Raw genomic sequence first — 25,390 nt, 5'->3', positions numbered from 1 at the left:
ATCCACGTCCAGTCGCGTCCCCCCAGGTCCACGCCCTACACACGGGAAGCATCCCTACATATCGATGGACTGGCGGACGTCGCGATTCCTGTCGGGTCCGTGTCCGTAGCGCTACGTCCGGGTCAGTTCCCCGACGTACGAGCACCCACCGAGCACCCACGATCACCACCCACACCGCCGCTCACGGTACGCGGCCTCACACAACCGGATCACTGCCCCGTATGCAGTCAGTGAGGGGCCTGTGGCCCCGAGGTGGCCGGTGGTGCCGATGCCAGTCCGTGACGAAGCCGCCGGTGACCGACCAGTCGTGGTGACGGTGTACTGGCACCTCACCGCAAGGGCCTTGGCGGTGCTCGGAAAGGCGCGATGGGGCCCGCTCTGCGAGCGGGTTCCCATCGCGCGTTGCCGGTCGTTCAGAACACCTTGTTGAAGGTGTTCCAGCCGGTGCCGATCTTGGTGCCGCCGTTGCCGTTGGTGAAGAGGTTCGCGCCGTTGCCGGTGCCGTGGTAGACGTGTAGGTCCCCGGTGGCTTTCACGCCCATGAGGTCGTTGTGGCCGTCGTCGTTGAAGTCGCCCGCAGCGAACAGGCCGGCGCTGTAGGTGCTCCAGCCGGTCCCCACTATCGATCCGTTGTAGTTGGCGCAGAGCGCGAGGTTCGGCAGTCGGTTGTCCGGGTAGTCCATCCACCAGGCCGGCATCCAGCCGGTCTGTCCGTTGGAGCTGATCCCGTAGACCCAGTACGGGTTGCCGCTGATGGTCTGCCCGGTGCGTTGGCAGATCGGTGTGAACATGGACCCGGTGAACAGCGTGTCGATCACGGTGGTGCAGTTGGTGGTGCTGGGTGCCCCCTCGCAGGTGGCGTTGGTGGCGGTGACGATCACTCCGTCGGTCCAGACGGTGTAGGTGGTCTGCGCCGGTCGCGCGCAGTTCGGTACGTCGGGCAGTTGGTTCTCGGAGTAGTCGAGGTGGTAGCCGTTGAGCCACCCGGTTTTGCCGCGCGGCGTGGTCCCGTATACCCAGTACGGGTTGGCGCCGACGGACTCGCCGCGCTTCTGGCAGATCGGTAGGACGAGGTCGCCGGGGTTGAGCGTGTCGACGACGGTGGGGCAGTTGGCAACCGAGGGGGACGCGTCGCAGGTGGTGCTCGCCCCCCGTACGTTCACCCCGGTCTGCCATACGCCGTACTTGACCCCACCCGGGCTGCGGAATCCCGCCTTGCCGTTGCCCCGGAACAGGGTCAGTTCGCCGTTGGGCTTGCGGGCGAACAGGTCCGCCTTACCGTCACCGTCGACGTCGCCGGGGGCGACGATGGTGTCGAAGCCCTGCCAGATTCCCCAGCCGAGGCGTACCGGCGCGGCGTCGTCGGCCCAACCACCGAAGCCGTTGCCCCGGTGCAGGACGATCTCCCCGGTGGACTTGCGGGCGATCAGGTCGGGATATCCGTCGCCGTCCCAGTCTCCGGGGGCGACGACCAGGTTGTACTGGTTCCAGCCGGTGGTCCGGATCGGGTTGTCGTTGGCGTCCCAGTCGATGATCACGTCGTTGGCGTCGGGCAGGAACCCGCCCGCGCCGTTGCCGGTGAAGTAGACCAGGTCACCGTCGGTCTCGACGGCCACCAGGTCGGTCCACCCGTCGCCGTCCCAGTCGCCGGGGCGGACCACGTGCAGCCAACCGCTGCGGTTGCTGTCGATCTTCACCGAGCAGCTGTTGCCATCGATGAAACCACCCGTGCCGTCGCCCAGGTAGAGGCAGAGGTCGCCGCTGGCGGTGCGGCCGATCAGGTCACCGTGGCCGTCGGTGTTGAGGTCGTTGCGGCCGGCCTGCGGGCCCACCGGGGCGGTGGCGAAGAAGGCGTGGTCGGTGTCGACCGACGCGGAGGGGTTCACTCCGTCCCAGGTCTTGACGGCGACGAAACCGGGCCCGTTGTGGGTCGGGGTCATGGTGACGGTCGCGGTGCCGCCCGGCATGTTCGCGGCGACGTACCGGCTCGGGGTGTCGGTGTCGAGCCCTACGTAGAAGCCGATGACGTCCGTGTTGCCCTTGGCGTTGAGGGTGAACTGGCCGGGGATGCCGGCGGGCACCGTGCTGACGACGGTGCCCGCCGGGTCCTGAGCCGGGTACTGCGTCGACGTGATGTCCACGTCGGCGGTCGGCAGCGTCTTGTCGACGGTGAACGAGCAGGTGGCGCTGTAGCCGGACGCTGCGCCGTCGCTGTCCTTGGTGCGGACCTTCCAGTTGTAGGTCGCGCCGTCGGTCAGGCTGCTCTTGAGGAGCAGGGCGCTCGCCTGTACGCCGCTGGAGACCGTCACGTTGCGCACGGTGGTGGCGCCGCCGGTCGGCCAGAGGCTGAACTCGCCGACGACGTTGCCGCCGTCGGCGTCGCTCGGCGTGGCGCGCAGGTAGACGTCGGTGTTGCCGAGTTTGCCGCCGGTGCAGGGGGTGCCGGGGCTGGTGCTGAGGGCGTTCGGCACGGACGGCGTCGAGTTGTACTCGATGCTCAGTGTCGGGTTGTTGCGGAACTTCTTCCAGGCCCAGGTGTCGGTCTCGCTGGTGGCCCGTAGGCCCAGTGTGAGGTCGCCGGCCTTGGCCGCCGCCGACGTCCGCACGCCGGCGGTGGCGTCGAAGTCGACTCCGCCGTCCGGGCAGGAGGAGCTGTAGCCGCGGGCTACGTTGACGGTGTCGAGTTTGGCGATCCAGCTTGGTTGGCTGTTCCAGGTGGTCGCCGAGCTGATGGCGCCGGTGCGCCACAGCTCCACCGAGCGTGCGTTGCAGGACCACGAGTGGGTCTCGTACGCCTGGAAGGTGGCCCGGATGATGTTCTTGCCCTTGACCCGGCTGGTGTCCATCCGGAAGAAGGAGCGGTTGGTCACGTTGTCGGTCTGCGAGTAGCCGACCCGGGCGATGTCACTGGAGTTCCAGTACTTCGAGTTGGGGAAGGACTTCCAGACCGACGTCCAGGCCAACCGGCTGCCACTGACCAGGCTCGGGTCCAGGTAGACCGGGTAGCGGGTGCTGGCAGCCCGGAGCATGGCCTGGTCGGGGGTGATCGAGAGCGTCCCGTTGCGGATGGTCGGCTTCATCGCGGCCTGCCGGGCGCCCTGGTTGCTCTGGAACGCCCGCGCACCGGCCGACAGTCCGGGCTCCGCCGTGCCGCCGCTGTCCCACATTCGGGGGGTCGGCGCGGTGAACACCATCCGGCCGTCGGCGTCGAGGGCTTTGATGTTGCCGGCCGCGTCGGTGGTGACGTTCAGTCCTTTGGCGCGTAGGGCGAAGTCGGCGGTCGCCAGGGCGGGGTTCGCCGCCGCCTCGGGCGTGCGGACCACGAGGACCTCGGAGAAGCCCTCCACGTCCGCCTTGACCACCAGGTCGACGTTGGGCAGCACGTTCGGGTAGGTGGCGGTGTCCCCGTCCAGGGTGGGCCGGGGCAGCGGGCCGTCCCAGCTGAACTCCAGTTCCTTGCCGTCCCGGACGACCCGGGCCAGGGCGTTGTCCCCGCCGCCGGAGAAGCTCAACCCGACCTTGGTGGCGCGCGGCGTGACCCGTCCGTCGGCACCGAAGCGCAGCGTCGGGTCGACCGGCACCCACCTGTTGTTCCGCTTGATCCGGACCGGCCGGACCCGCTGTTCGAGGGTGAAGGTGCCATGCGGATTGGCGAAGGTCTGTCGGGTCTCGGTGGTCAGCGCGTCGACCTCGATGCGCTTGCCGGAGCGCCGGGCGGCGACCATCGCCTCGGCCTCGGTGGCGTACCAGGCCGCGTTGCCGGCCGGGGCCTTGGCGGAGCGGCCGGTGGTGGTGGGTTTCGGTGCGGGTGCTGCCGAGGCCGGTGCCACGGCCGCCACGGTCAGCACCGAGACGGTGGTGGTGAAGGTGGCCAGGAACCTGGACAGCATTCTTCGGCGCGACATGGAACCTCCCCGTAGGCCCGGTTGATGTCGTCGATGTTCCGGGCGGCGAGGCGAGAGTCAACCAGGCGGAAATGGCTGCGACAAGCAGTTCATGGACAGCACGATGAAGTCCAATCGGGACGTATGACAGCGAGTATCCACAAAAGGCAGGCTGTCAGAAATTCTCACTTGTCCGTGAGGGCAGAGTTACCTACGGTAGCCGTCACAACACGGCTAACGTCGATGGCCGTCACACTCACGGGGGAGGCTGTCGTGGCCAAGGGTCACTTCATGCTGCGCGCGTCCCGACGTCGCGTGTCGTCCACACACCAGCACCTGAGATGGGTCGCCGGAGTCCTGAGCCTGGTCATGGTGGCCAGCGCGCTCACACCGGTGCAGGCCAGCGCAGCGGTCGAGGTGGACCTGCCGGCTTTGCAGAAGGAACGCTCGGTTCCCGGCCGTAGCCACGAGGCGCGGTCGTCGGTTCCCGAGGCCAGGCAGGCCGGCACGCCGCTGGCCCGGCCAACCTGGCCGGCTGCCTCTACCACCACCGTCGACCTGGTCGGTACCGCGCGAGTCGCCGTCGGGTCCGCTCCGATCAAGGTCGGGGCGGCTGTCGGCACCGCGGCCCGCGGCACGGCCGCCGCCCCGGCGACGGTACGGGTGCAGGTCGAGGACCGCGCGACCACCGACCGGGCCGGCGTACGGGGGGTGCTGTTCGGGATCGGCAGCGGCGACGGCACCGCCGGTCGGGTCTCCGTCGAGGTCGACTACCGGGCTTTCCGGACCGCGTACGGCGCGGACTACGCCTCCCGGCTGCGCCTGGTCCAGCTACCGGCGTGTGCGCTGACCACCCCGGAACGGGACGAGTGTGCCCAGATCACGGTGCTGCGCACCCGTAACGATGTCGCCACCTCGACCCTGGTGGCCGAGGTGGATGTGGCCGGCGTGGGCAGTGGACGGCGGACGGCGGCGGCGACCCTGCTCGCCGCCGCCGCTGGCGCTTCCGGGCCGGGTGGCAGCTACTCCGCCACCAGCCTGAACCCCAGCGGCTCCTGGTCGGCCGGTGGCTCGGCCGGTGACTTCTCCTGGTCGTACCCGATGGAGATGCCGTCGTCGCTCGGTGGCCCGACCCCGTCGATCGGCCTGGGCTACTCGTCGAGCAGTGTCGACGGGCGGATGGTCTCCACCAACAACCAGCCCACCTGGGTGGGTGACGGCTGGGACTACTGGCCCGGTTTCGTCGAGCGCCGGTACAAGTCGTGTGCCGAGGACATGGGCGGCAACGCGGTCAACAAGGTCAAGACCGGCGACCTCTGCTGGGCGTCCAACAATGTCACCCTGTCGCTCAACGGCCGGACCACCGAGCTGGTCCGTGACGACGTCACCGGCGGGTGGCGGACGGCCGAGGACGACGGTTCCCGGGTGGAGGCGCTGACCGGCGCGAGCAACGGCGACGACAACGGCGAGTACTGGCGGGTCACCACCACCGATGGCACCCAGTACTACTTCGGCCGCAACCGGCTGCCCAACTACGTGACCGGCAATCCGGAGACGAAGTCGACCTGGACGGCGCCGGTCTTCGGCAACAACCCGAACGAGCCCTGCGACAACAGCAACTTCGACGCCGCCTGGTGCCAGCAGGGCTGGCGGTGGAACCTCGACCACGTCGTGGACACCAACGGCAACTCGATGGCGTACTACTACACGCCGGAGAGCAACTACTACGGCCGCAACATCAAGACCGCCGGGGTGCAGTACGAGCGCGGCGGCTACCTCAGCCGCATCGAGTACGGCCAGCGCAACGGCCAGGAGTACGCCAAGCCGGCCCCGTCACGGGTGCTCTTCGGAGTCGACGAGCGCTGCCTGCCGGACGCCAACTTCGACTGCGCGCCGAGCACGTTCACCAAGGCGAACGCCAACCGGTGGCCGGACACCCCGGTCGACCAGAACTGCGTCAAGGACGAGGAGTGCACCGACCGCTTCTCACCGACGTTCTGGACCCGGAAACGGCTGACCTCGATCACCACCCAGGTCCGTTCGGGAACGGCGTACCGGGACGTCAACCTGTGGACGTTGAACCACGCCTTTCCGACGACCGCGGACGGCACCACCCCGTCGCTCTGGCTCGCCTCGATCACCCGTACCGGCAAGGTCGGAGGCAGCGTGAGCATGCCGCCGGTGACCTTCACCGGCCAGATGATGCCCAACCGGGTCGACGGCCTGGAAGGTGTTCCCGCGATCACCCGGCAGCGGATGGTCCGGATCGACACCGAGACCGGCTCGACCATCGGCATCGGCTACCTGCCCCGGCAGTGCAGCCGGTTCACCCCGGTGGTGCTGCCGGCGCCGAACGAGACCAACACCATGCGCTGCTACCCGACCTACTGGCAGCCCGAGGGTGAGACTGAGCCGGTGCTGGACTGGTTCCACAAGTACGTGGTCAACCAGGTGGTGGAACAGGATCGTCAGGGCGGTCAGCTGCCGAAGGAGACGAACTACGAGTTCTTCAACCCGGCCTGGGGCTACGACGACGGCGAGTTCACCAAGGCCGCGCACCGCACCTGGAGCCAGTGGCGCGGATACGGCAGGGTCCGGACCCGGGTGGGCAAGGCGCCGGACAACCTGTCGCTGACCGAGACCCGCTACTTCCAGGGCCTCGACGGTGACAGGACCTCCACCGGCACCCGCACCGCGTCGGTCACCGACTCCGAGGACGGGACCACGCCCGACGTGGCCGAGTTCCAGGGCATGATCCGCGAGGCGATCTACTACTCCGGCGACGGCGGGGTGATCGAGTCGGCCACCCTGAACACCCCGTGGCGCAGCGCCGCCACCGCCACCCGGCTCCGCCCCGGCACCAGCGCGTTGAAGTCGTACGTCACCCAGACGACGAGCGTGAAGTCGCGGACCAAGGTGGCGGACGGCAGTTGGCGTCGTACCGAGGTGCAGCACAGCTTCGACGGCTACGGCATCCCGACCCAGACCAGCGACCTGGGCGACCTGTCCCGCACCGACGACGACAGCTGCACCCGGCACGAGTACGCCCGAAACACCGACGACTGGCTGATGACGACGGTCAAGCGGGTGGAGAAGGTGGCGGTCTCCTGCGCCCTCCCTCCGTCCCGCCCGGCCGACGTGGTCTCCGAGACCCGGATGTACTACGACGACTCCACCACCCTCGGCGCGGCCCCGACCGAGGGCAACGTCACCCAGGTCGAGGAGTTGATGGAGTGGCCGGCGGGTGGACCGCGCTGGGCGGTCACCGGCCGGTCGGTCTATGACGACTACGGCCGGGTCACCGAGTCGACCGACGTCTACGGCAAGAAGACGAAGACCACCTTCCTCCCGGCGGCGGACGCCCTGGTCACCCAGGTCGACACGACCAACCCGAAGCTGCACAAGACCACCCAGTACCTCGAACCGGCGTGGGGGGTCCCGGTCGCCGAGGTGGACCCGAACGGCGCGCGGACCGACCTGAGCTACGACCCGCTGGGCCGGCTCACCAAGGTCTGGCTGCCTGGCCGGGACAAGGCCACCTACCCGGACACCCCGAACAGCCAGTTCACCTACCAGGTGACCCAGTCCGCCCCGGTGGTGGTGACCACCGAGACGCTGAAGGAAGACGGCTCGTACCGGACCGGGTACGAGATCTACGACGGCATGCTGCGGTTGCGGCAGACCCAGCAACCGGCCAACGGCGGCGGTCGGGTGCTGACCGACGTCTTCTACGACACACGGGGACTGGCCTGGAAGAAACGGGCCGCGTACTACAACTCCTCGGCACCGTCGGCGACCCTGCTGGACGGCGTCGGCGACAACCTGGTGCCGAGCCAGATGGTCTACCGCTTCGACGGCATGGGCCGGCCGACCAACGAGATCTTCGAGAGCTTCGGCGTCGAGAAGTGGCGGACGGTCACCACCTACCGCGGTGACCGGATCGACGTGGACCCGCCGCAGGGCGGCACCGCCACCACCAAGATCACCGACGGGTCGGGACGCCTCGCCGAACTGCGCCAGTACCAGGCGGAGACGCCCACCGGCGCGTACGAGGCGACCACCTACTCCTACGACCGGTTCGGCCGGCTCAAGGAGGTCAAGGACCCGACCGGCAACAAGTGGACGTACGGCTACGACCTGCGAGGCCGGCAGACCAACGCGGGTGACCCGGACAAGGGCACCACGACCAGTACCTTCGACGACGGCGACCGGTTGGTCTCCACCACCGATGCCCGGCAGAAGACGCTCACCTACGGTTACGACGAGTTGGGTCGTCCGACCGCGCTGCGGCACGGCACGTCCACGGGAGCCCTGGCCGCGCAGTGGACGTACGACAGCTTGAAGATCGGGCTGCCGACCTCGTCGACCCGGTGGGTGGGCAGCAACGCCTACGTCAGCGAGGTGACCGGCTACAACGTCCGTAACCAGCCGACCGGGACGAAGTACACCATCCCGACCAGCGAGGGGGCCCTGGCCGGCAGTTACAGCTTCGCGCAGAGCTACACCGACAACACCGGCCTGCCGAAGGCCACCACCTACCCGCTCGCCGGTGGGCTGCCCGAGGAACGGGTCAGCTACGGGTACAACGGCCTGGACATGCCGGTCAGCGTTACCGGCCTGAGTAAGTACCTCCAGACCACCACCTACTCGGAGTACGGCGAGCCGTTGCGGCTCACCATGGGCGCGGTCGGCAAGGAGGTCTACCAGAGCTTCAAGTACCAGGACGGCACCCGCCGGCTGGCACAGACCATCGTCGACCGGGCCATCGCGCCGACCCGACTGGACGACATCAGCTACGACTACGACGCCATCGGCAACGTCACCAAGATCAAGGGCGTCGAGCAGGGCACGACCACCGACACCCAGTGCTTCGGCTACGACCACCTACGACGGATGACGCAGGCGTGGACCGCCAACGACGACTGCGCGGCGAAGACCCCCTCGGCGGCGACCATCGGCGGACCCAACCCGTACTGGCACTCGTACACGTTCCACGACGGGACCAGCAACCGGAAGACCGAGGTCCAGCACGACACCTCGGGCAACCCGGCCAACGACGTCACCGCCACGTACGGGTACCCGACGGCGGGCACGCCGCAGCCGCACACCCTGCGGACGGTGAACACCGTCGGCTCACCCACCCCCGGACTGCCCGGCGGGCAGCGTCTCGACGAGTACCTGTACGACAACGCCGGCAACATGATCAGCCGGAAGATCGGCGGAACCGCACAGACCCTGGACTGGGACAACGAGGGGCACCTGGCCAAGGTGACCGAGGGCACCAAGGTCACCGAGTTCCTCTACGACGCCGACGGCAACCGGATGATCCGACGGGACCCGACCACCGTCACCCTCTACCTGGGCGGCACCGAGCTGACCCTGACCAAGGCGACCACCTCGGTCAGCGGCACCCGGTACTACCAGGGGGTCGGCGCGGTCCGGACCCCGTCCAACAAGGTGAACTTCCTGATCGGCGATCACCACGGCACCGCCCAGGAGACCATCGACGCGAGCACCCTCGCCTCGACCCGGCGCAAGTTCACCCCGTACGGCCAGGCGCGCGGCACCCAGCCCTCAGTGTGGCCGGGACAGCAGGGCTTCGTCGGCGGCACCATCGACTCATCCACCGGACTGACCCACCTCGGAGCCCGGGAATACGAGCCAGCAACCGGCCGGTTCATCTCGGTCGACCCCATCATCGACTTCACCGACCCCCAGCAGATGCAGGGGTACGCCTACGCCAACAACTCACCGGTCAGCTTCTCGGACGCCTCGGGCCTGCGGTACTGCGCCGACGACCCCTGCACCGGCAGGGGTGGTGGTGTGGCCGGTACCGGCCCGACGCAGACCAAGCCCCCGGCGGGCGGCACCAAGGCGCCGAGCGGCCCGAGCCAAGACGAGGTCAACAGGGCGAAGTCAGTCAAGGAAAAGAAGATCCTTGACATCGTTATCGAGGCCGGTGGGCAGATCCTGCTGGAGGTTCTGGGGATCAATGACATCCGCGACTGCGTGATGAAGGGCGACATCGGCGCCTGCGCGATGGCGGTGGTCGGTGCACTTCCCTGGGGCAAGATCTTCAAGGCCAAGAAGATCGGCGAGGCCGCGATGCGGGCCGGCAAGGCGGTCCTGACCTGGTTCGACGAGATGAAGTGGGCACAGCGGGTGCTCGCCCAAGCCGACGAGGCCGCCGCGCTGGCGACGAGACAGGCCGACGACGCGGCAGCGGCGGTAGCCAAACAGGCCGACGACGCGGCAGCCACGGCAGCCAGACAGGGCGACGACGTCGCCGAGACGGCCGGGAAATCCTGCAAGACCGGCAACAGCTTCACCCCGGACACACGCGTGGTGCTGGCCGACGGCTCGAACAAGGCGATCGAGGACATCACCCTCGGCGACGAGGTGCTCGCCACCGACCCCGAGACCGGGCAGACCGAGGCCCGCAAGGTGGTCGGCCTGATCGTCGGCGACGGCCACAAGAACCTGGTCGAGGTCACCGTCGACACCGACGGCGCGAAAGGCGACGAGTCCGGCTCGGTGATTGCCACCGACGGGCACCCGTTCTGGGTCGCCGACCTCAAGAAGTGGGTGCCGGCCACCGACCTGGAACCGGGCCAGTGGCTGCGCACCTCGGCGGGGACGTACGTCCAGATCGAGGCGGTACGCGCGTTCACCCCGGAACGTCGGGTCCACAACCTCACCGTCGAAGGCATCCACACGTACTATGTGCTCGCCGGCACAACGCCGGTCCTCGTACACAACTGCAATGAGACCTTTTATCGAGCGATGAGCGAGAAGGAGTTCAAGCAACTTGGAGACAACGGCGAGATAACCGTCAGGGGAACGGAAAACTTCGTTACCCAGTCGCGTTCATATCTGGGAGGGCTGCGGGACCGATTCTCGCGGCGCGGCGGTCGTAACGCCGAGAAGTATTCCGTATTGGTTCAATATGACATGCAGCCGGGCACTCGCGATGCGCTTATCGCGGCAGGCAAGCTTCCAGGAGATATTGGTCAAGACATTCGATCTGTGCATCTAAAGATGGAACGAGGATTCGAAACTTTTGGGCTGAGGCCAGAGTCTGTCGATGTGTTCAACTCTAGGATTGTTGGTTTCAGGAGAATGGGCGATTGGTGATGCTTCCAGGGAATGATGCCGTGCTTTCTGAGGCGGTAGACTCTCACCTCGTTCGGGGTCCTGTTACTGATGAGGTTGCCCATGCTGTCCAGGGAAGATTCCCGGGAGCCGCCGACTCTGTGGAGCGTTGGATTCGTGTCGCAGCAGCGGCATGCGACTGGCGTAAGGTCGAGCGTTTTGCGAATTTGGGCGCGAAGTTGCATGCTCCCGGTCTCGGCCGGGTCATAATGGATCTGCTTGAGGCGAACCATGCTGGCCTTAATCAAGAGGATCTTGTTGATATCCTCGGCGAGGTAGTGGCGACCGATGCGGCAGGTGTGATATTCCGAGTCGTCAAACGTTCCCTTGAATCTGATGCTCCTGCCTATTGGTTATGCCAGAAGGCAATACTTGCTCTGAGTGAGCTTGAATCAGATGAGGCGAATAAATATTTGGCAGAGATGACTACTGATTCGTGGCCAGGCCCGATTCGCTGGCATGCTGCGGTGGCGCTATGTATCGAAGATGAACTCGGCTTCGATGAGGACTCGATGATGGCGTAGGTGATTTGATACCATGAGTGATGATCGTGTTGTGCCTGACTGCTGAGGTTAGCGAGCGTTGCCGTCACGGTTGCCTTCATCAGGCAGGTTGAGTCGATGACGATCGATGCGTTCGCCTGAGGGCGGGTGGCGTGGACCTCGACTACGCCCTTGGGGTACACGCTTGCGATGTGAACTAATCATGGTCTCTGGTGATCGTCGCCGTGCACGCCGGATCCTGTCACTTGATCGGTTCGGCGTGATGTGGCGTGCGCGCGTGGCCGTAGGCCTGTAGCGCGTGCGCGCGGCCCGGCTTCGGCCGGGCCGTCTTGATTATGTAGAGCAAATTTGAACCAGCCTGCTCCTTCTCTGGGGCTCCTTCTCTGGGACCCTGCCGTGCTCCATGGCCCCGGTGTCCGCCCCGTGGCTGTCGTCGCCTGTCCTCTGCGTGTGTTGGGTTCTGGGTCGACGTGCTGGCGGTTGGGTGGCGCGGTGGCGGGCGGGGCGCCGTCAGGTGCCTGCCCGGTGGTGTCGGCGCTTGCGGGGCCGTAGTGGTCTCCGGGGTCAAGGGACGCCCGGAGGGCGGTCGCAGGGCGACGCGTAGCGCCCTTGAGGCCGGAGGGGCGGCCCCTCGTACGCTCGCGCCGCCCATGGGTCGTCGTTCGCGGCCTGGCAGGCTATTCGTGGAGATGGCCGTCGAGGACGTCCAACGGGGACCCGACGGACCGTTCGGCGTGCGCGGGCGTGCGCTGGTGTCTGTCCGCGTTGCCGTCACCGTTGCCGTCAACCAGGTCCCCAGCCGAGGGTTGACGCCGTTGCGGTCGATGAAAGTCCAGGTCAACGGCCTGCGTCCACAGGTAACTCTCCGTGCTGGCCGTGAACATGCCACACGTACTATGTGCTCGCCGGCAACGAACCGGTCCTCGTACACAACTGCGGGACAAGCGCCGACCCACAACCTCACCCGGGCCGCCGGGCACCTCGCCGCCGGCACCTGGACGACCGCCCGAACCACCACGATCCGGACCCGGATCGTCAACGTCGCCGCTCGCCTCGCCCACCGGGCCCGCACCATCCACCTGCACCTACCCGAGCACTGGCCCTGGCAGGCCGCGTTCGAGAATTTGTTCACCGCCGTCCGCACCGCACCCGGCTGAGCGCCGCATACCGACCGGAACCAGGCGGCCCGACCACAGGCCACGAACCCCGTTCCACTCCAGCACAACCCTGCCCGGAGCAAGCCGACCACGTAGTCGGCGAATCCACCCTGCCCCGAAACCACATCGAACCGAATCTATTCAACAGCGATCAACACGAACCGCGTCGGTGGATCGAGGCTCAGGCGAGGACCAGAATCCGGAACCGGCCGATGGACGCAGCGTCATTATGAACATGATAGAGAGGGCTGTGGCATGAATTCGAGTACGCGCTACCCGCCGATTCGGCGCTCAGGTGGTGGTGTTGCCGAGCCGCGAACGACCTCCTTGACTCGGCTGGCAGCCTCGACGGGGCTCTCGTGTTCCCAGATTCGCACGACTGTCCAACCGGCGTCGGAGAGCAGTCGATCGGTCTCGCGGTCCCGTGCGCGGTTCCCGTCGATCTTCTCTCGCCAGAACTGTTCGTTGGCGCGGGCGGGCCGGTAGTGCTCGGGGCATCCGTGCCAGTAGCAGCCGTCGACGAACACCGCCACGCGGGCGCTGGGGAAGACCACGTCGGCGGTACGTCGCAGCGTGGCTAGTGGGCGGGTGTTGACCCGGTATCGCAGGCCCGCCTTATGGAGAAGTGAGCGTATGCGTTTCTCGGGGCCGGTGTCGCGGGCCTTGTTGGCGCGCATCACGGCTCGCACGGCCGGGGTCTTCGCCCACGAGTTCTGGTCGGTGTCCTGCGTGGCGAGGAGTCCTCGGCCTAGGGCGAGGCGCCATCCCTCGGCGAGGTTCTCGGCCCGGGTGGAGTGTTCTACCTCTCCGAGGTAGCGGGCGGGCGATCGACCACGGTCTGACCAGCGTAGATAGGCGCGGATTCGTCGTGTTCGCGGTAGCAGTCTGAGTGCGACGGAGGCGCGTGCCCGACGGCCATCGCCGAGGTCGACCCAGCGGCGGTCGGGGCCACCGGCGGCGCGATCCTGTTCGGCCGAGGCCGCTCGTCGGCTGCGACCCTTTCGGCCCTGCCATGCCCTCGGGTTCGGTGGCTTGTCCGCCCAGTGCTGGTCGGTCCGCGCCGATAGTGTCACGGCTGGCTCTCGGCCTCGTCGAGCGCGGTGGCGATGGCTCGGGCGAAGAACTCGCCGAGCATGACGGGAACGGCGTTGCCGAGTTGGCGCATCTGCTCACCTCGCGGGCCGGCGAGCTTCCAGTCGTCGGGGAAGGTCATGACCCGGGCGGTCTCGCGCACGGTCATGTACCGGTGCCGGTAGGCGTAGGGCGAACCGGCGATGGGTGCGGGTAGCAGGTCGTCGGTCAGCAGTACCGACTCGCCGCCGGGCACTCCGTGCACTCCGGCTTTGACCGTCTTCGCCGGTCGGTCGAGCTCGTTGGGCGTGTGGCCGGCGTAGATGCGCGCGTCCGGCCAGCCGATGTGGTCGATGAACCCTCCGAGCCGGTACTCCCGTCGGTCGAGGCGATCCCACGGCACCGGGGGAAGAGGGCGCTGGCCGTCGAGGCCCTTGATGGCGTCTCGGAGGGTGCGCCATGGCAGTGTGTCGTCAGCCTTGGGCGGGATGTCCGGTAGTCGCGACATGACCCGGTGACGCACGTGGCCAGGGACGTCCGGATGCCGCTCCCAGTAGGAGCCGTCCAGCATCGACCGGACTAGCGCGGCTTCCGAGTATCGCGGGCCCACGGCCTTCTTGAAGCGTTCGATATCGACGCCGAGGTCTGACCTGAACGCCACGATGATGATCCGGTTACGGACCTGCGGGACGCCGTAGTCGGCGGCGTTCACCGTCGTGGTCACGACCTCGTACCGGCGTTTCGGGTCTGAGGGCGCCTCGTCCAGTCGCCTCCGCAGCACCTCGTCATGCTCACGCCAGGTAGCGCCGTCGACGCGTTCCTCGAACGGCAGCCGCAACTCGCGTTCGATGTAGTCGAAGTACGGTCTGAAGGACGGTCGTAGCAGGCCGCGGACGTTCTCGCAGATGACGGCCTTGGGTTGGATCTGCCGAATGGCGCGGAACATCTGCGGGAACATGTTGCGCTTGTCCTCGTCGCCCTTGGCGACACCACCCAGGCTGAACGGCTGGCAGGGCGGCCCCCCGGCGAGCAGGTCGACGCGGTCCCACAGGTAGTCGAACTCGACACCGCCCACGTCGCCGGGGACGAGGGGCCAGCGCTCGCCGGGGACGGGAATGCGCTCGGTGTCGCCACGACGACTCGCCGCGTTGGCCTCGAGGGTCTCGCACGCGTACCTCACGAGCTCGTTGACCAGGAGGGGACGGAAGCCCGCGCGGTGCACGGCCATCGCGAGGCCACCGCCGCCCGCGAAGAGCTCCACCGAGGTGCGGTCCCTCTTCGGGTCTCCTGCCGGCTCAGACATGGCAGGAGCATACCGCGGAGTTGTCGATCTTGGAAAGATGATCCCGGAGCGGCGCCACTCATAACCCCACCCGCCAGGGCCGCCCACGACGGAGCCCCGACGTGGGCGGCGCCGCGGATGTGGTTTGGTTACGCCAGCAGAGGGAGGGGCGATGGCCACCTGGCAGCTCGGTCCGTTCGACAACGACGACGCGGTCGAGTGGTGCGCCGCCCTGGAGGCGATCGCCCCCGACCGACGCACCGAGCTCGTACGCCGCTCGCTCGACGCCGCGGTGTCAGCCGATCACGCCCTCACCTCGGGCGAGGCCGCTCGAGCGGTCGCGGCCGCCGCGACCGTACTGCAGTCGATCACCGGCGCGCCGGTCTCGGACTCCGCGTACGCACCGAGGTTCCTCCTCGGCCGGCGGGACATCCAGGTCAGCGCATCACTGCGAGACCTCGCCACACGGGCGCTCGACGCGATGCTCGCGGACGGCTCGGCCTGGCGGCTGCGGTGGGCCGATGACGTCGAGGAGGAGGACGCGCTAACCGTCATCGAGGAACTTCGGGCCGACCTCGCCTCGACGGAGATCCCGTAGGCGGCCGAGCAGGCTCGTGACAGCGTGACGCTGTCACGAGCCGCCGGTGTTCAGAACAACTCGCCCGCGACCACGCCGCCGTCCGTACCATCCCCGCCGCCAGAGTCGGTCTCGACAGGTACCTTCTCGGCTTCGGCGGTGGTGAAGCTGCCAGGCGCGAGCTGGCCGAGGTCGCTGAGAAAGTCCGCCAGGATCGCCTCAAGCGTCGCGTGCGGCGGCACTCGCTCGAGGTGATCCTCGATCTCACTCCTGATCTGGCTCTCCGGCTTCTGATCTTCCATCGATCCGCCGGCCCACGGCCTGCCAGGGTGCAGAGTGTCCCAGGGGGATCGCTTGTTCGCGCGAGTGGTGGCGTTGTCCCCGTGCTTGCCCAGGCCGTAGCAGATCCTCATCTCGTTGTTCCAGATGGGCTTGAAGAAGTTGATCAGGTACTCCTCGGCCGCGCGCTGATAACCCGTCTGCACGATCAGGAAGCGGCAGTCGAAGTCCTCCGCGCGTAGCGTCGAGGTCGCCTTGGCGATGTTCTTCCTGTGCTCGTTGAGGCGATCGAACAGGCTCGTCCCCTGGCTGACCGCGTCCTTCGCCCCGACATCCTTAGGGTCGGCCTTGCCCACGTATATCGGCTGTTCCTTGCCCGAGAGCAGTGAGTAAGCGTCGAACGAACCCTTGTAGTAGAGGGCGTAGACGCCGGCACCATAGAAGGGCTGAAGAGAGACCAGCGGATGCCGCTGCTGGGCGATCGTCGTCAACGCGACGATGCGACCAGTGGTGGCCGGAGCGCTCGGGTCGAAGAGGCTACTCGGTCTGAGAACTGGATCAAGGCGACTTACCGCCTGTTCGAGTCGCGTCGCCTCCGCTATTAGCGCCTTGCGCAGCGAGTTACGCGCGGCGGTTCGGCTCGGAGGGGTCACAGACTCCAACTCGTCAACCAGGGCCGCGAGCTGCTTGAGGATATTCTTAGCGGGGTCACCGTGAGGCGTCGGCGAAGACACTCTCCGAGGTTACATGAGCCCTGCCCCTCGCCTGAGGGTGAAGATCGCGCCCTTCGTCGTCTGGGAGATCCTCCAACGAGCGGGGCCAGGGCAACCCGGCACACGAGCACGTCATGGGGCGACATTCCGGCGCCCGCAGGTGTAGGCGATCGTCGTCGCCGGCTCTTCGACACCCTATGACCGGCTGGCGTCGACTCGTCCTGGCCGGCATGACCGAGCAATCCGGCTACGCCATCGCACGCTGCGGTGGCGACCCGATCAACATCACCTCGAAAACACGTCATCGGCCGTGGTCCCGCTACATATGACCGTATACCGGCGGTAATCAATTCCGAACAAGAACCATCGTTCGGCATCGTCGGGCAGGGGACCGGACACACGCTGGGCCTACGACGGCAGATAGAGACCTGATGGCCGTGGCGTTCCGGGTGACAACCGCTGGATGAGCGCAGCAGGCCGGATGGTTAGGGCCGCGAGTCCGCCGGATACGCCGAGGATGTCGAGCGCGCGGTCAAGCCATGCCGGTTCGTCGGCGCACATGTCAGCCATGAGGCGGTACTGCCCCGGCACGGCTAGGCGACGGTGGACGACGATGCTCTCGCGCATCAGCCCACCCGGCAATGTCCGCCGAAAAGCTACGCCACGATGGCCGACATGATCGATGTCATCACCAGGAGTGCCGACTCGCTGCTCACCGGAGGTGAGGACCACACCCAGGACATGCGGATGGGCGTCGAACAACGGGTCTAGGGCCTGGCGAAGTGCCTCCTCCTTACCCGGCAGAGAGTCCTGGGCAAACGCGGAAAGCGGCCACAGGGCGCCGGCGTCCTCCAACCACAGCCAGGCCGCTCCCGCTGACTCCGTCTTGACGGCCTTCGCCATGAGCGCACGCAGCAGACGAGGGCCCTGATCCGCCGCCCATACCGGGCCGGCGACAACCGTCCCGACCGGCGCCGGGCCGGGCCGCACGATGAGAGTCGTATCTCCCAGCGCGACCTCGACGGTTGCGCCGTCTGCCGCGGATTTCCGCGCGGCGGAGCCCACGGCTTCCCGCCACCGATCGGTCGGCTCGTGCGGCAGATCGCCGTCCCAGTGCACCCCGTACCGGTGCTCGAGCTGCCGGAGAAACGCTTGCGCCTGGTCGACCTGCTGCTTGTACTCCAGGAACTTCTTGTCCGGCCCGAGCGTCCGCAACTCAAGGAATACGTCGCTGCCGGCGCGAACCGCCCGCAGGTCTCCCGGACCACCCCGGGGCTTGCTGGGCTCCAGCATCACCGTGGCGCCCGCTAACTCCGCCTGCACCGCGAGCCTCGCCAAAGCAAGGTGATGGCGGAATTCGTCGGCGACAGGGTTCGCTCGGAGGTTTCGGCGCATTTGGCCGACGCCCGGCGTCGCGGCATCAACCAGATACTGCAGACGCGCCCACAACCCCACCGCCGTTCTGAAGGCGCCGATGCCCATCAAAGAGGCGAAGTACGGCCCCATGGTCGGACCAGCTACACCGTTGGCGGGACGCACGGCCTTGTGCAGCCAACCCGGCCCGAAGAACGCCTCGAGATCCTCGATCATCCGAGACGCCGTCTGACGACCCAGTGGTGTCAGGTAAGTAGCCTCTGCCGGATCACCGACCGCAATGGACCAGTCGAGCTCGCGACGGCCTGCCTCTACGTCACGCCATCCGTCATTCACAAGTCAAGCATCCTCAACGCCGCTACCGATTTCGGTCGACTTCTGATTCACGTATTTTGTGTGCTTTGTGGTTTTCGGGGTTCTCGCCATGTTGGGGCGGTTTCGGTGGTGAGGCGTTTGGCGAGGCGAGTTCCACGCTCATCGGGTGCTCTCGTGTTCGGTGTCTCGGGCGGTGGCCGGTGATGCCGGCGGCGTCACCGGCTTGTTTCTGCTCGTGGAGTGCGTCCAGGGGAAGCCCAGGGCATCGAGGGCGTCGATGCGGTCGCGAGGGACGAGGTCGCGTTTGCGCTCGTTGCGCAGGTTGTGGGCGATGCTTCCGAGGTTGATGTCGCCTTCGTAGTGATGGCGGGGCACCTTGAGGTGTCCCTCACGGTGGTGGAAGGCGGTGAACGCGGCGAGATGTCGCTGCCAGCGGGCGTCGAAGACCCGCCAGGTGATGCCGCACTGTTCCAGGGTGAGCACCTGGTCGGGGGTCAGCTCGCCGCGCCGGTAGCGGCCTCGGCAGTTGTGGATGAAACTGCCGAGGTCGATGTCGCCTTCGCGGTGGTAGCGGGGCACGTCCATGTGGCCTTCGCGGTGCCGGAAGGCGCGGGCGGCGGCGATGCCCGCCGTCCAGCTTCGGTGGGCTGGGTGGGTGCCCTGCCGGTGGTGGCGTGGTCGAGGATGCGGATGGTGATGTCCCGCAGCAGGGTGTCGGTGAGGTACCCGTCGGGCATGCGTAGGAGGACGCGTTCGGGGAGTCGTGGTTGTCGGCTGCCGGCGCTGGTGCGGGCGTGGCGGCGGCGGGTGTCGAGGTCGGCGGCGAGGGTGTCGTCGTGGGCGCGCATCGCCCACAGCACCTGCAGTGCGGCCATCCACTCGTCGTCGGCGTGCGGTAGCCGGGTGGGGTCGTCGGGCAGCAGCAGGGGAACCAGGATGGTGGCGATGCCGCTGCCATGGGGGTTGCGGCGTAGTGCTCGTCCGACGGTCTGGACGACTTGCACGGTGGAGCGCATCGGTCGGGTGAGGACGACGGCGTCGACGGCGGGGACGTCGATGCCTTCGGTGAGGGCGCGGGCGGAGGAGATGACGGTCCATCCGTCGTCGGGGGGTTCGGCGAGACGGTCGAGGTGGATCTGCCGTTGAAGCAGGTTCTGCCGGCCGTCGACGTGGCCGGTGGTCAGCCGGCCTTTCGGCTGTTGTGTGGCGGGGAGGCGCGAGGCGGTCCGTGCGAGTGTGGAGGCGAATTCTCTGCTGTCGGCCACGCGGGGGGTGAAGGCGAGGACCCGGCGTAGTCCGAACTCGGCGGCGGCCCGCAGCAGGGCGGTTTGCACGACGGCGGTGCGCAGTGGCGCTTCGCCGATGGCGGTGATGCGGTGTTCGTCGACGTCTCGGAGGACCCGTAACGCGTCGTGGGTTCGGACGCCGACGACGACGATGCGGAAGTCGTCGAGCCAGCCGTCGGTGATGGCCTGGCCGAACGGGTACCGGTGCCACACGGGTCCGAACACCGCTGGGTCGTCCATCGACAACACCTCGTACGACTCTCCCTGACGGCGGCGGGCGGTGATGATGCGGGGTGTCGCGGTCATGTTCACCCGCGCCCTCGCCGGGAGGCGGGTGTCGTCGTGGACGCGGGCGAACGTCTTGCCCACGAGACCGGCGGTGCGGTGTGCCTCGTCGATGATCAGCAGGTCGGCGGTCACACCGGCGGCCAGGAGCGCGGCACCGACCCGGTCGGCGGAATTGTTGGTCACCGCGAGCAGCCGCATCCGCTGAGCTGGGGCGTGTCGGAGCCATGCGGTGATCTCGTCGGTGTCGGCCAACACCGGGCAGCTCATCGTGTCGGAGTGGCCGGCGACGTCAGCGACGGAATCGTCGCTGCACACCGCCGCCGTGTGGACGCCGAGGGGCCGCCACACCCGCAGGGTCTGACCGACCAGCGCCAGCGACGGACACACGATCACCACCAGACCCTGTGGGCAACACCGCACCGCCGCATGCGCGGCGATCAGCGTCTTCCCGGTCCCACACGCCGCGATCACCTGGCCCCTACCGTCACGGGCGGCACCCTCGACGATCGCCTCGACCGCCGCCTGCTGATATCCACGCAGCGGCGGCAACGCGTCCGCCGGCAGTAGATGCCTGTGGTAGTCGAGGGGAACGACGGCTCGCTGTCCGCCCACCTTGATGCCGCTTGCGGCCGTGTCCGAGGCCGTCATGCCTGCGCCACTGGGGCGGGAAGGTTCACTGCTGCTCCTGGGCTGTTGTCGTGGTGGGTGGTGTGGTGGTGCCGCAGCCGGTCGAGGTGGGCGGTCATGCGGGCGGTTGCGGGATGCCCGGGGTGGGCGCGGCGGTGGCGGCCGATGGTGTCGGCGAGGAGGCTGTGGGCGGCGTGGTGGTGGCCGAGGTCGTGCAGGACGAGGGCGGTGGTGGCCCGTACGGCGAGGGTGGGGTGCGCGTCAGGTCCGGCGGTGGCGGCCAGGTTGTCGGCGAGCTCCCGCAGGAGGTGGTAGGCGCGCTGGTGGTGGCCTGCCTGGCGGTGGGCGGTGGCGAGGGTGTGCGCGGTGGCCAGGGTGTGTGGGTGGGTGGGGCCGTGGAGGTGGGTGAGGCTGCGGTGGGCGTAGTCGGCCCAGCGGATCGCCGCCGGGCCGTGCAGGAGCGGGGCGAGCAGGTGCGCGGCGTCGGCGTGAACGACCGCGGTGGCGGTCGTGGCAGGGTCGATGCCGGCGAGGATGTTCCGCAGGACGGTGCGGGCACGCTGCTGATCGGTGCCGGTGAGCTTGCGGGCGAGGTGGAGATGTCCGGGCGGAACCGGTTGGGGTGGGCGGGCGGTGGGCCAGGTGATGCGCAGGTCGGTGGGATGGGTGCCGGCGGTGATCCGGGTGATCAGCCGGCGGGCGTGGCCGGCGGCGATACTCGCCGCCTTGGGGTGGGTGAGCCCGGGTACGAGGTGCGCGGCGTGCCGCAGCACCACTTCACCGATGGCGCTGGCGACTACTGCCGCGTTCAGTACGGGTCGGCGGCAGGGTGGTGGGCAGTCGTAGACGAGGCCGGCCCAGGTGAAGACCGCCGTCATGGGGTGTCGGCAGAACCGGCAGTGCAGCAGCCCGTCAGGCAGCAGGACCGGGTCGACGCCGGTGTGGGTGCTCGGTGTGGTGGGTGGTGCTGCGGTGGCGTGGGCGCGGGCTTTGGTGACCCAGGTTTGGAGGAGTCGGCGGTCGAGGTGGAGTTCCCGGGCGACGCTGCTGATCGGGCCACGTCGTCCCGTCGCGCGGGCGGCTTCGACCCGGCGTACGGCGGCGGCGATGACGTCGGAGGTGTAGGTGCGGGGCGGGGCCACAGGAGGTTGGTCCTCGACAGGCTGAGGAGTCGGGGGTTGATGTGGTGTTGGCGCTGCCCGGGCGATCATCTGGGCGATCGGGCGTGTGGACGCCGGTGTGGGTGGTCCCGCAGGCTGCGGGCTGGTGGCGCCAGGGCGGACGTCACTGTCGGATGGCGTTCGTGGTCTGGTGAGCTGGTTCGGTGAGCGAGTTCAACGCTTGCCAGAACAGGTCCTGGAGTGTGGGCAGGCTGTCGGGCGGCGTCCCGCCTACCTTCTGTCGCTGAGCTGCTCGTGTCGCGACCGCGAGGTGTCGTTTCTCGCCGCTTGGAGCGTGTGGTGGTCGTTGCCATGGTCCCGGCGCCTCAGATATCGATCTCGGCGGTGACGAGGTGGTGGTCGGACGGGAACGGCGGCCCGTCAGGGATGTGGACGTGGTAGCTGCTGGGGATGACGTGTGGGCGCATGGTGTTGTTGACCAGCAGGTAGTCGATCAGGTCGGGGCCTCCTTCACCGGGCTTGTCAATGACGGTCGGTGCGATGGCGGTGTCAGGGTCGGCGAGCCAGGTGAGTTCGGCGACGGCGTGGTAGCCGGCGCCGTCGAGCCGGCGGTTGCTGGTCGGGCCCCATCGGCCGATGAGGTGGTCGAGGGCGGCGGTGTCGGCTACCCAGCGTCCTTCGGGAGTCCCGTCGTCGATCCATGTGCCTTTATGGGTGCGGATATGGTGGTTCGCGGTCTGCCAGTCCCGTTGGGGGAAATGCGGGCCGCTGGCGGTGGAGTTGAGGTCGCCGCCGCCGATGAACGGGAGCGGGTCGGTGCCGTAGCGGTCGAGGAGCTTCGCCTCGTCGAGGCGGGCGGTGCCGCTGCGCGAGTTGAAGTGGCCGACCCACGCGCCGAACTCGGTGCCGGTGGCGTTGACCCGGAACCGGCCGACGTTGCGTTTGTCGGGGAAGACGTCCGGGTCGTGTGGGTCGTCGCCGGGCCAGACCAGGTGGGTGACGAGGTCGGCGTGGTAGAAGATGGCGGGCGGGATGGGTCCGTGCTGGCTGGTGCCGAGGAGCCCGGCGTAGGGGGCGTGGAGGGCGTCGGTGAGGGCTTTCTCCGCCAGGCGTAAGCCTTCGTGTTGGTTTCGCCGGTAGTGCTTGGCTTCGCAGAACAGGATGATCGCGGGCGGAACGTCGAGGGCGGCGAACGTCTGTTGCAGGGGCCGCATGTGGAAGACGCGGTCGCGGTAACCGCCCGCCTCGTAGTTGTAGGTCGCGATCAGCAGGCGCGTCATGGGCGGGTGCCTTCGGGAGTGGTGGATGGCGGGGACTGGCGCGAATGCCCTACGGGGCCGGGGACAACGCCGGGCTGCAGCGTCCTAACCGGCCGTGGATCGCTCACCTTCGTGTCCTCCTTCGGAGTGGCGTACCGGGGGCGGCACCGCCCCGACGCGGCCGGGTCGACGCCCTGATCCGGAGGCGAGGAGCCGCCAGGGGGCCGAGAAAGCGCGTAAGTCTTGTCACCGCTCACTGCGGCGAGACGTTGCCCTGCGTCCGGCCAAAGGGAGGGGTGCTGGCAGCCGGCCGCCGGTGTGTGGGTGTTCGGGGTGCGGCGGCTGTCGACGTAAAGCCGGTAGCCGGCGGCGTCGGCGATGATCGTTGCTGGGTAGTCGGGTCCCAGGCGTGGGTCCTGCGGTGGGATGGGTCCGGTGATGGCGCTGTAGGCGGCGAGGAGCGCGCCGCTGTGCTCGTCGATGGTGAGGATGTCGCGCCTTGGCACACCGGAGCGGCTGGTGTACGGAAGGATCACGTCGATGCCGGGACGCCCGATGCGGTCGGTGACGCCGGTCTGCGCTAGAAGGCCGGGTTGCTCCGCGAGGAGCCGCAGGACTGCGGCCCGGACCGGGCGCGTGGACGCGTGGCGTTCGTAGAGCATCGCGATACCACCGACGATGTGCTGGGGACGGTTCTCGCCGGGGCCAGCCGTGATGAGCAGGTGGGTGCGTAGGGCGGCTGGTTGGCTCGGTGGTGGCTGGTCGAACCGGTCGCCGGTCTGGCCCGTCCAGCTGCCGCTTCCGCCGTCGGGGGTACACCTTCCGCCGCTGACGTCCACGCTGACCAGCCGGCCGTCGGCGGCGTCGTCGGTACGCCACAACTGGTCGACGCTGACCCGTTCAGGCCACCCGTCCGGGCCGGGTGACCCGATGATCCGCCGGTACCAGGTGCGGCGCTCGACGTACTGGTAGGGGCCACGGGTGGTGTCGGCGGGCGCGTCGGTGAGGGTGTCGGCGAGGCGGTTCAGGACCGGCCCGGCCGGGACCGGTGGTGCGCTGTTCGGGGGTGTTGTCGGGGGCGGTGAGTCGGGATTCACGCTGGCGGAGGGTCCGGCGCAGGCGGTGAGAAGAAGGGACGCGGTGAGCAGCAACGCGCCGGTGCGGGTTCGGGTGTCGGTGGGCGGGCCGCCGATGCGCGTGCGCGTGCGGGTGCGGGTGCGGGTGCGGGTGCGGGTCAGCATGCGGGGGATCCCGTTGCGCTCGTCCCTGCCCGCTGCGTGGGCGTCCCCTCGCCTCGGTTTCGTCTTCGCTTTGGGGCGGAGGAGTGGAAGCGGGTTGACCAGGGTTGTCTGGTGGTGCCGAGGGCGTGTTCGGCCAGGCGGAGGAGTTGGATGTCGGAGGTGCCGGCGGGGGCGGCGATGTGCAGGGTGTCGCGGAAGTAGCGTTCGATGGGCGACTGGGTGGGGTGGAGGCCGTGCGCGGCGTGGATCTCCATCGCGTCGCGGGCGGAGTCGATCGCGTGTTCGGCGTTGATCAGTTTGGCGTTGATGAGTTCGGCGTCGCAGGGTTGCCCGCTGTCGAGAAGGTGTACGGCGTGGTAGGCAGCCAGGCGGGCGGTCATCAGCCGGGACTGGATGGCGCCGATGCGTTGTCTCACGGTGGGTAGGTCGGCCAGGGGTTTGCCGTAGCGGCGTTGGCGGGTCGCGTACGCGACGGTGGTGTCGAGGACGGCCTGGTGGATGCCGAGGGCGACGGCGGCGAGGTTGGGTCTGCCATACAGGACGCTGGAGGAGTAGGCCACGTCGAGGCCGTCGCCTTCGGCGCCGAGCCGGTTCGCCGCAGGGACACGGCAGTTGTCGAAGACGATCTCGCCGAAGCTGAAACCATGCAGGCCCATGCTCGGCTGGTGCGGGGTCAGACGAACGCCGGGCCGGTCGGCTTCGACGAGGAACGCGGACAGCCCGCGGGTGCCGGGGCCGGTGCGGGCCACGACGCCGTGCAGGTCACCGATGTGGCTGTTGCCGACGAAGGTCTTCGTGCCGGTGATGACGTAGTCGTCGCCGTCGGGTACGGCGGTGGTGGTCATGCCGAGGACGTGGCTGCCGGATCCGGGTTCGGTGACGGCGATGGTCGGCAGGCAGGTGCCGGCGGCGATGGCGGGCAGCCAGGTCTGTTTCTGCGCCTCGCTGCCGAAGTGGATGATCTTCGCGGTGCCGAGGTGGGACGCCTGAAGCATGGCGCCCATGGCCGCCGAGACCCGGGACAGTTCCTCGATGATGAGCGTCTTGGCGAGGTGACCGAGTCCGAGGCCTCCGTAGGTGGGGTCGATCGTGGCGCCGAGCCACCCTTGGCGGGCGATGTGTCGGGACAGGTCGTGCGCCACGGTCCGGGCCGCCTCCAGTTGTGGGACGTGGGGTCGGATCTCGGCTTCGGCGAACGCCCGGACCGTGTCCCGTAGTCGGGTGTGGTGGGGGGTGAGGTGGTAGCCGTCGACCATCTGCC

The 25,390-nt window shown here is 68.2% G+C and carries 15 protein-coding genes; 4 read left to right on the top strand and 11 right to left on the bottom strand.

The genetic code is table 11. From position 1 onward, the window contains the following. Positions 1 to 413: 413 nt before the first annotated feature. Complete coding sequence (locus tag ACQP2H_RS30565; RefSeq protein WP_433230025.1) at positions 414 to 3,905, bottom strand: FG-GAP-like repeat-containing protein; 3,492 nt, start codon at positions 3,903 to 3,905, stop codon at positions 414 to 416. Positions 3,906 to 4,157: 252 nt separating this feature from the next. Here ACQP2H_RS30565 and ACQP2H_RS30560 point away from each other — a divergent pair, with 252 nt between their 5' ends. The 3 genes from ACQP2H_RS30560 to ACQP2H_RS30550 all read left to right on the top strand — a co-directional run bounded on the left by ACQP2H_RS30560 (position 4,158) and on the right by ACQP2H_RS30550 (position 12,696). Next, positions 4,158 to 11,018 carry a polymorphic toxin-type HINT domain-containing protein gene (locus ACQP2H_RS30560; RefSeq protein ID WP_433230023.1) on the top strand — a complete coding sequence of 2,287 codons (6,861 nt, stop codon included), beginning with the start codon at positions 4,158 to 4,160 and terminating at the stop codon, positions 11,016 to 11,018. A 119-nt stretch (positions 11,019 to 11,137) separates the two neighbouring features. Further along, positions 11,138 to 11,560 (top strand): hypothetical protein, encoded by a 423-nt coding sequence (locus ACQP2H_RS30555; RefSeq protein ID WP_433230020.1) that lies wholly within the window; start codon positions 11,138 to 11,140, stop codon positions 11,558 to 11,560. Positions 11,561 to 12,435: 875 nt separating this feature from the next. Then, positions 12,436 to 12,696, top strand: coding sequence for a transposase (locus tag ACQP2H_RS30550; protein WP_433230017.1), 261 nt, complete (start codon positions 12,436 to 12,438; stop codon positions 12,694 to 12,696). A gap of 272 nt (positions 12,697 to 12,968) precedes the next feature. Here ACQP2H_RS30550 and ACQP2H_RS30545 read toward each other — a convergent pair whose 3' ends face one another. Together ACQP2H_RS30545 and ACQP2H_RS30540 are read right to left on the bottom strand one after the other, a co-directional pair. Further along, on the bottom strand, positions 12,969 to 13,373 hold the full coding sequence (locus tag ACQP2H_RS30545) for a very short patch repair endonuclease (RefSeq protein WP_433230015.1): 405 nt from the start codon (positions 13,371 to 13,373) through the stop codon (positions 12,969 to 12,971). Between the two features lie 392 nt (positions 13,374 to 13,765). Further along, the gene (locus ACQP2H_RS30540; RefSeq protein ID WP_433230013.1) at positions 13,766 to 15,070 is read right to left on the bottom strand and encodes a DNA cytosine methyltransferase; all 1,305 of its coding nucleotides are present in this window, start codon (positions 15,068 to 15,070) and stop codon (positions 13,766 to 13,768) included. Positions 15,071 to 15,221: 151 nt separating this feature from the next. Here ACQP2H_RS30540 and ACQP2H_RS30535 point away from each other — a divergent pair, with 151 nt between their 5' ends. Next, complete coding sequence (locus ACQP2H_RS30535; protein WP_433230010.1) at positions 15,222 to 15,647, top strand: DUF4259 domain-containing protein; 426 nt, start codon at positions 15,222 to 15,224, stop codon at positions 15,645 to 15,647. 50 nt (positions 15,648 to 15,697) lie between these two features. Here ACQP2H_RS30535 and ACQP2H_RS30530 read toward each other — a convergent pair whose 3' ends face one another. The 8 genes from ACQP2H_RS30530 to ACQP2H_RS30495 all read right to left on the bottom strand — a co-directional run bounded on the left by ACQP2H_RS30530 (position 15,698) and on the right by ACQP2H_RS30495 (position 25,385). Further along, entirely contained in the window at positions 15,698 to 16,639 is a 942-nt protein-coding gene (locus ACQP2H_RS30530) for an Eco29kI family restriction endonuclease (protein ID WP_433230007.1), read from the bottom strand. A gap of 387 nt (positions 16,640 to 17,026) precedes the next feature. Further along, on the bottom strand, positions 17,027 to 18,208 hold the full coding sequence (locus tag ACQP2H_RS30525) for a hypothetical protein (protein ID WP_433230005.1): 1,182 nt from the start codon (positions 18,206 to 18,208) through the stop codon (positions 17,027 to 17,029). Between the two features lie 258 nt (positions 18,209 to 18,466). Further along, on the bottom strand, positions 18,467 to 18,892 hold the full coding sequence (locus ACQP2H_RS30520) for a helicase associated domain-containing protein (RefSeq protein WP_433230002.1): 426 nt from the start codon (positions 18,890 to 18,892) through the stop codon (positions 18,467 to 18,469). Then, the gene (locus ACQP2H_RS30515) at positions 18,802 to 20,529 is read right to left on the bottom strand and encodes a DEAD/DEAH box helicase family protein (protein ID WP_433229999.1); all 1,728 of its coding nucleotides are present in this window, start codon (positions 20,527 to 20,529) and stop codon (positions 18,802 to 18,804) included. Before ACQP2H_RS30515 ends, ACQP2H_RS30520 begins: the two co-directional genes overlap by 91 nt. Further along, positions 20,526 to 21,650 carry a hypothetical protein gene (locus ACQP2H_RS30510; protein ID WP_433229996.1) on the bottom strand — a complete coding sequence of 375 codons (1,125 nt, stop codon included), beginning with the start codon at positions 21,648 to 21,650 and terminating at the stop codon, positions 20,526 to 20,528. Before ACQP2H_RS30510 ends, ACQP2H_RS30515 begins: the two co-directional genes overlap by 4 nt. A 344-nt stretch (positions 21,651 to 21,994) precedes the next feature. Beyond that, the gene (locus ACQP2H_RS30505; protein WP_433229993.1) at positions 21,995 to 22,909 is read right to left on the bottom strand and encodes an endonuclease/exonuclease/phosphatase family protein; all 915 of its coding nucleotides are present in this window, start codon (positions 22,907 to 22,909) and stop codon (positions 21,995 to 21,997) included. Next, positions 22,906 to 24,129 carry a hypothetical protein gene (locus tag ACQP2H_RS30500; RefSeq protein ID WP_433229991.1) on the bottom strand — a complete coding sequence of 408 codons (1,224 nt, stop codon included), beginning with the start codon at positions 24,127 to 24,129 and terminating at the stop codon, positions 22,906 to 22,908. The genes ACQP2H_RS30505 and ACQP2H_RS30500 overlap by 4 nt, the downstream gene beginning before the upstream one ends. Further along, positions 24,123 to 25,385 carry an acyl-CoA dehydrogenase family protein gene (locus ACQP2H_RS30495; protein ID WP_433229988.1) on the bottom strand — a complete coding sequence of 421 codons (1,263 nt, stop codon included), beginning with the start codon at positions 25,383 to 25,385 and terminating at the stop codon, positions 24,123 to 24,125. The genes ACQP2H_RS30500 and ACQP2H_RS30495 overlap by 7 nt, the downstream gene beginning before the upstream one ends. Positions 25,386 to 25,390: the final 5 nt, after the last annotated feature.

The sequence above is a fragment of the Micromonospora sp. CA-248260 genome (assembly GCF_050942205.1).
GTDB lineage: Bacteria > Actinomycetota > Actinomycetes > Mycobacteriales > Micromonosporaceae > Micromonospora > Micromonospora antibiotica.
This window is presented reverse-complemented; position numbering and strand designations above follow the sequence as displayed.

Excerpts from the sequence above, each read along its gene's own strand:
- ACQP2H_RS30565 (WP_433230025.1), bottom strand. The coding sequence starts at position 3,905 with ATGTCGCGCCGAAGAATGCTGTCCAGGTTCCTGGCCACCTTCACCACC.
- ACQP2H_RS30550 (WP_433230017.1), top strand. The coding sequence starts at position 12,436 with ATGTGCTCGCCGGCAACGAACCGGTCCTCGTACACAACTGCGGGACAA.
- ACQP2H_RS30545 (WP_433230015.1), bottom strand. The coding sequence starts at position 13,373 with ATGCGCGCCAACAAGGCCCGCGACACCGGCCCCGAGAAACGCATACGC.
- ACQP2H_RS30540 (WP_433230013.1), bottom strand. The coding sequence starts at position 15,070 with ATGTCTGAGCCGGCAGGAGACCCGAAGAGGGACCGCACCTCGGTGGAG.
- ACQP2H_RS30535 (WP_433230010.1), top strand. The coding sequence starts at position 15,222 with ATGGCCACCTGGCAGCTCGGTCCGTTCGACAACGACGACGCGGTCGAG.
- ACQP2H_RS30525 (WP_433230005.1), bottom strand. The coding sequence starts at position 18,208 with ATGATCGAGGATCTCGAGGCGTTCTTCGGGCCGGGTTGGCTGCACAAG.
- ACQP2H_RS30520 (WP_433230002.1), bottom strand. The coding sequence starts at position 18,892 with ATGGACGTGCCCCGCTACCACCGCGAAGGCGACATCGACCTCGGCAGT.
- ACQP2H_RS30515 (WP_433229999.1), bottom strand. The coding sequence starts at position 20,529 with ATGACGGCCTCGGACACGGCCGCAAGCGGCATCAAGGTGGGCGGACAG.
- ACQP2H_RS30505 (WP_433229993.1), bottom strand. The coding sequence starts at position 22,909 with ATGACGCGCCTGCTGATCGCGACCTACAACTACGAGGCGGGCGGTTAC.
- ACQP2H_RS30500 (WP_433229991.1), bottom strand. The coding sequence starts at position 24,129 with ATGCTGACCCGCACCCGCACCCGCACCCGCACCCGCACGCGCACGCGC.
- ACQP2H_RS30495 (WP_433229988.1), bottom strand. The coding sequence starts at position 25,385 with ATGGTCGACGGCTACCACCTCACCCCCCACCACACCCGACTACGGGAC.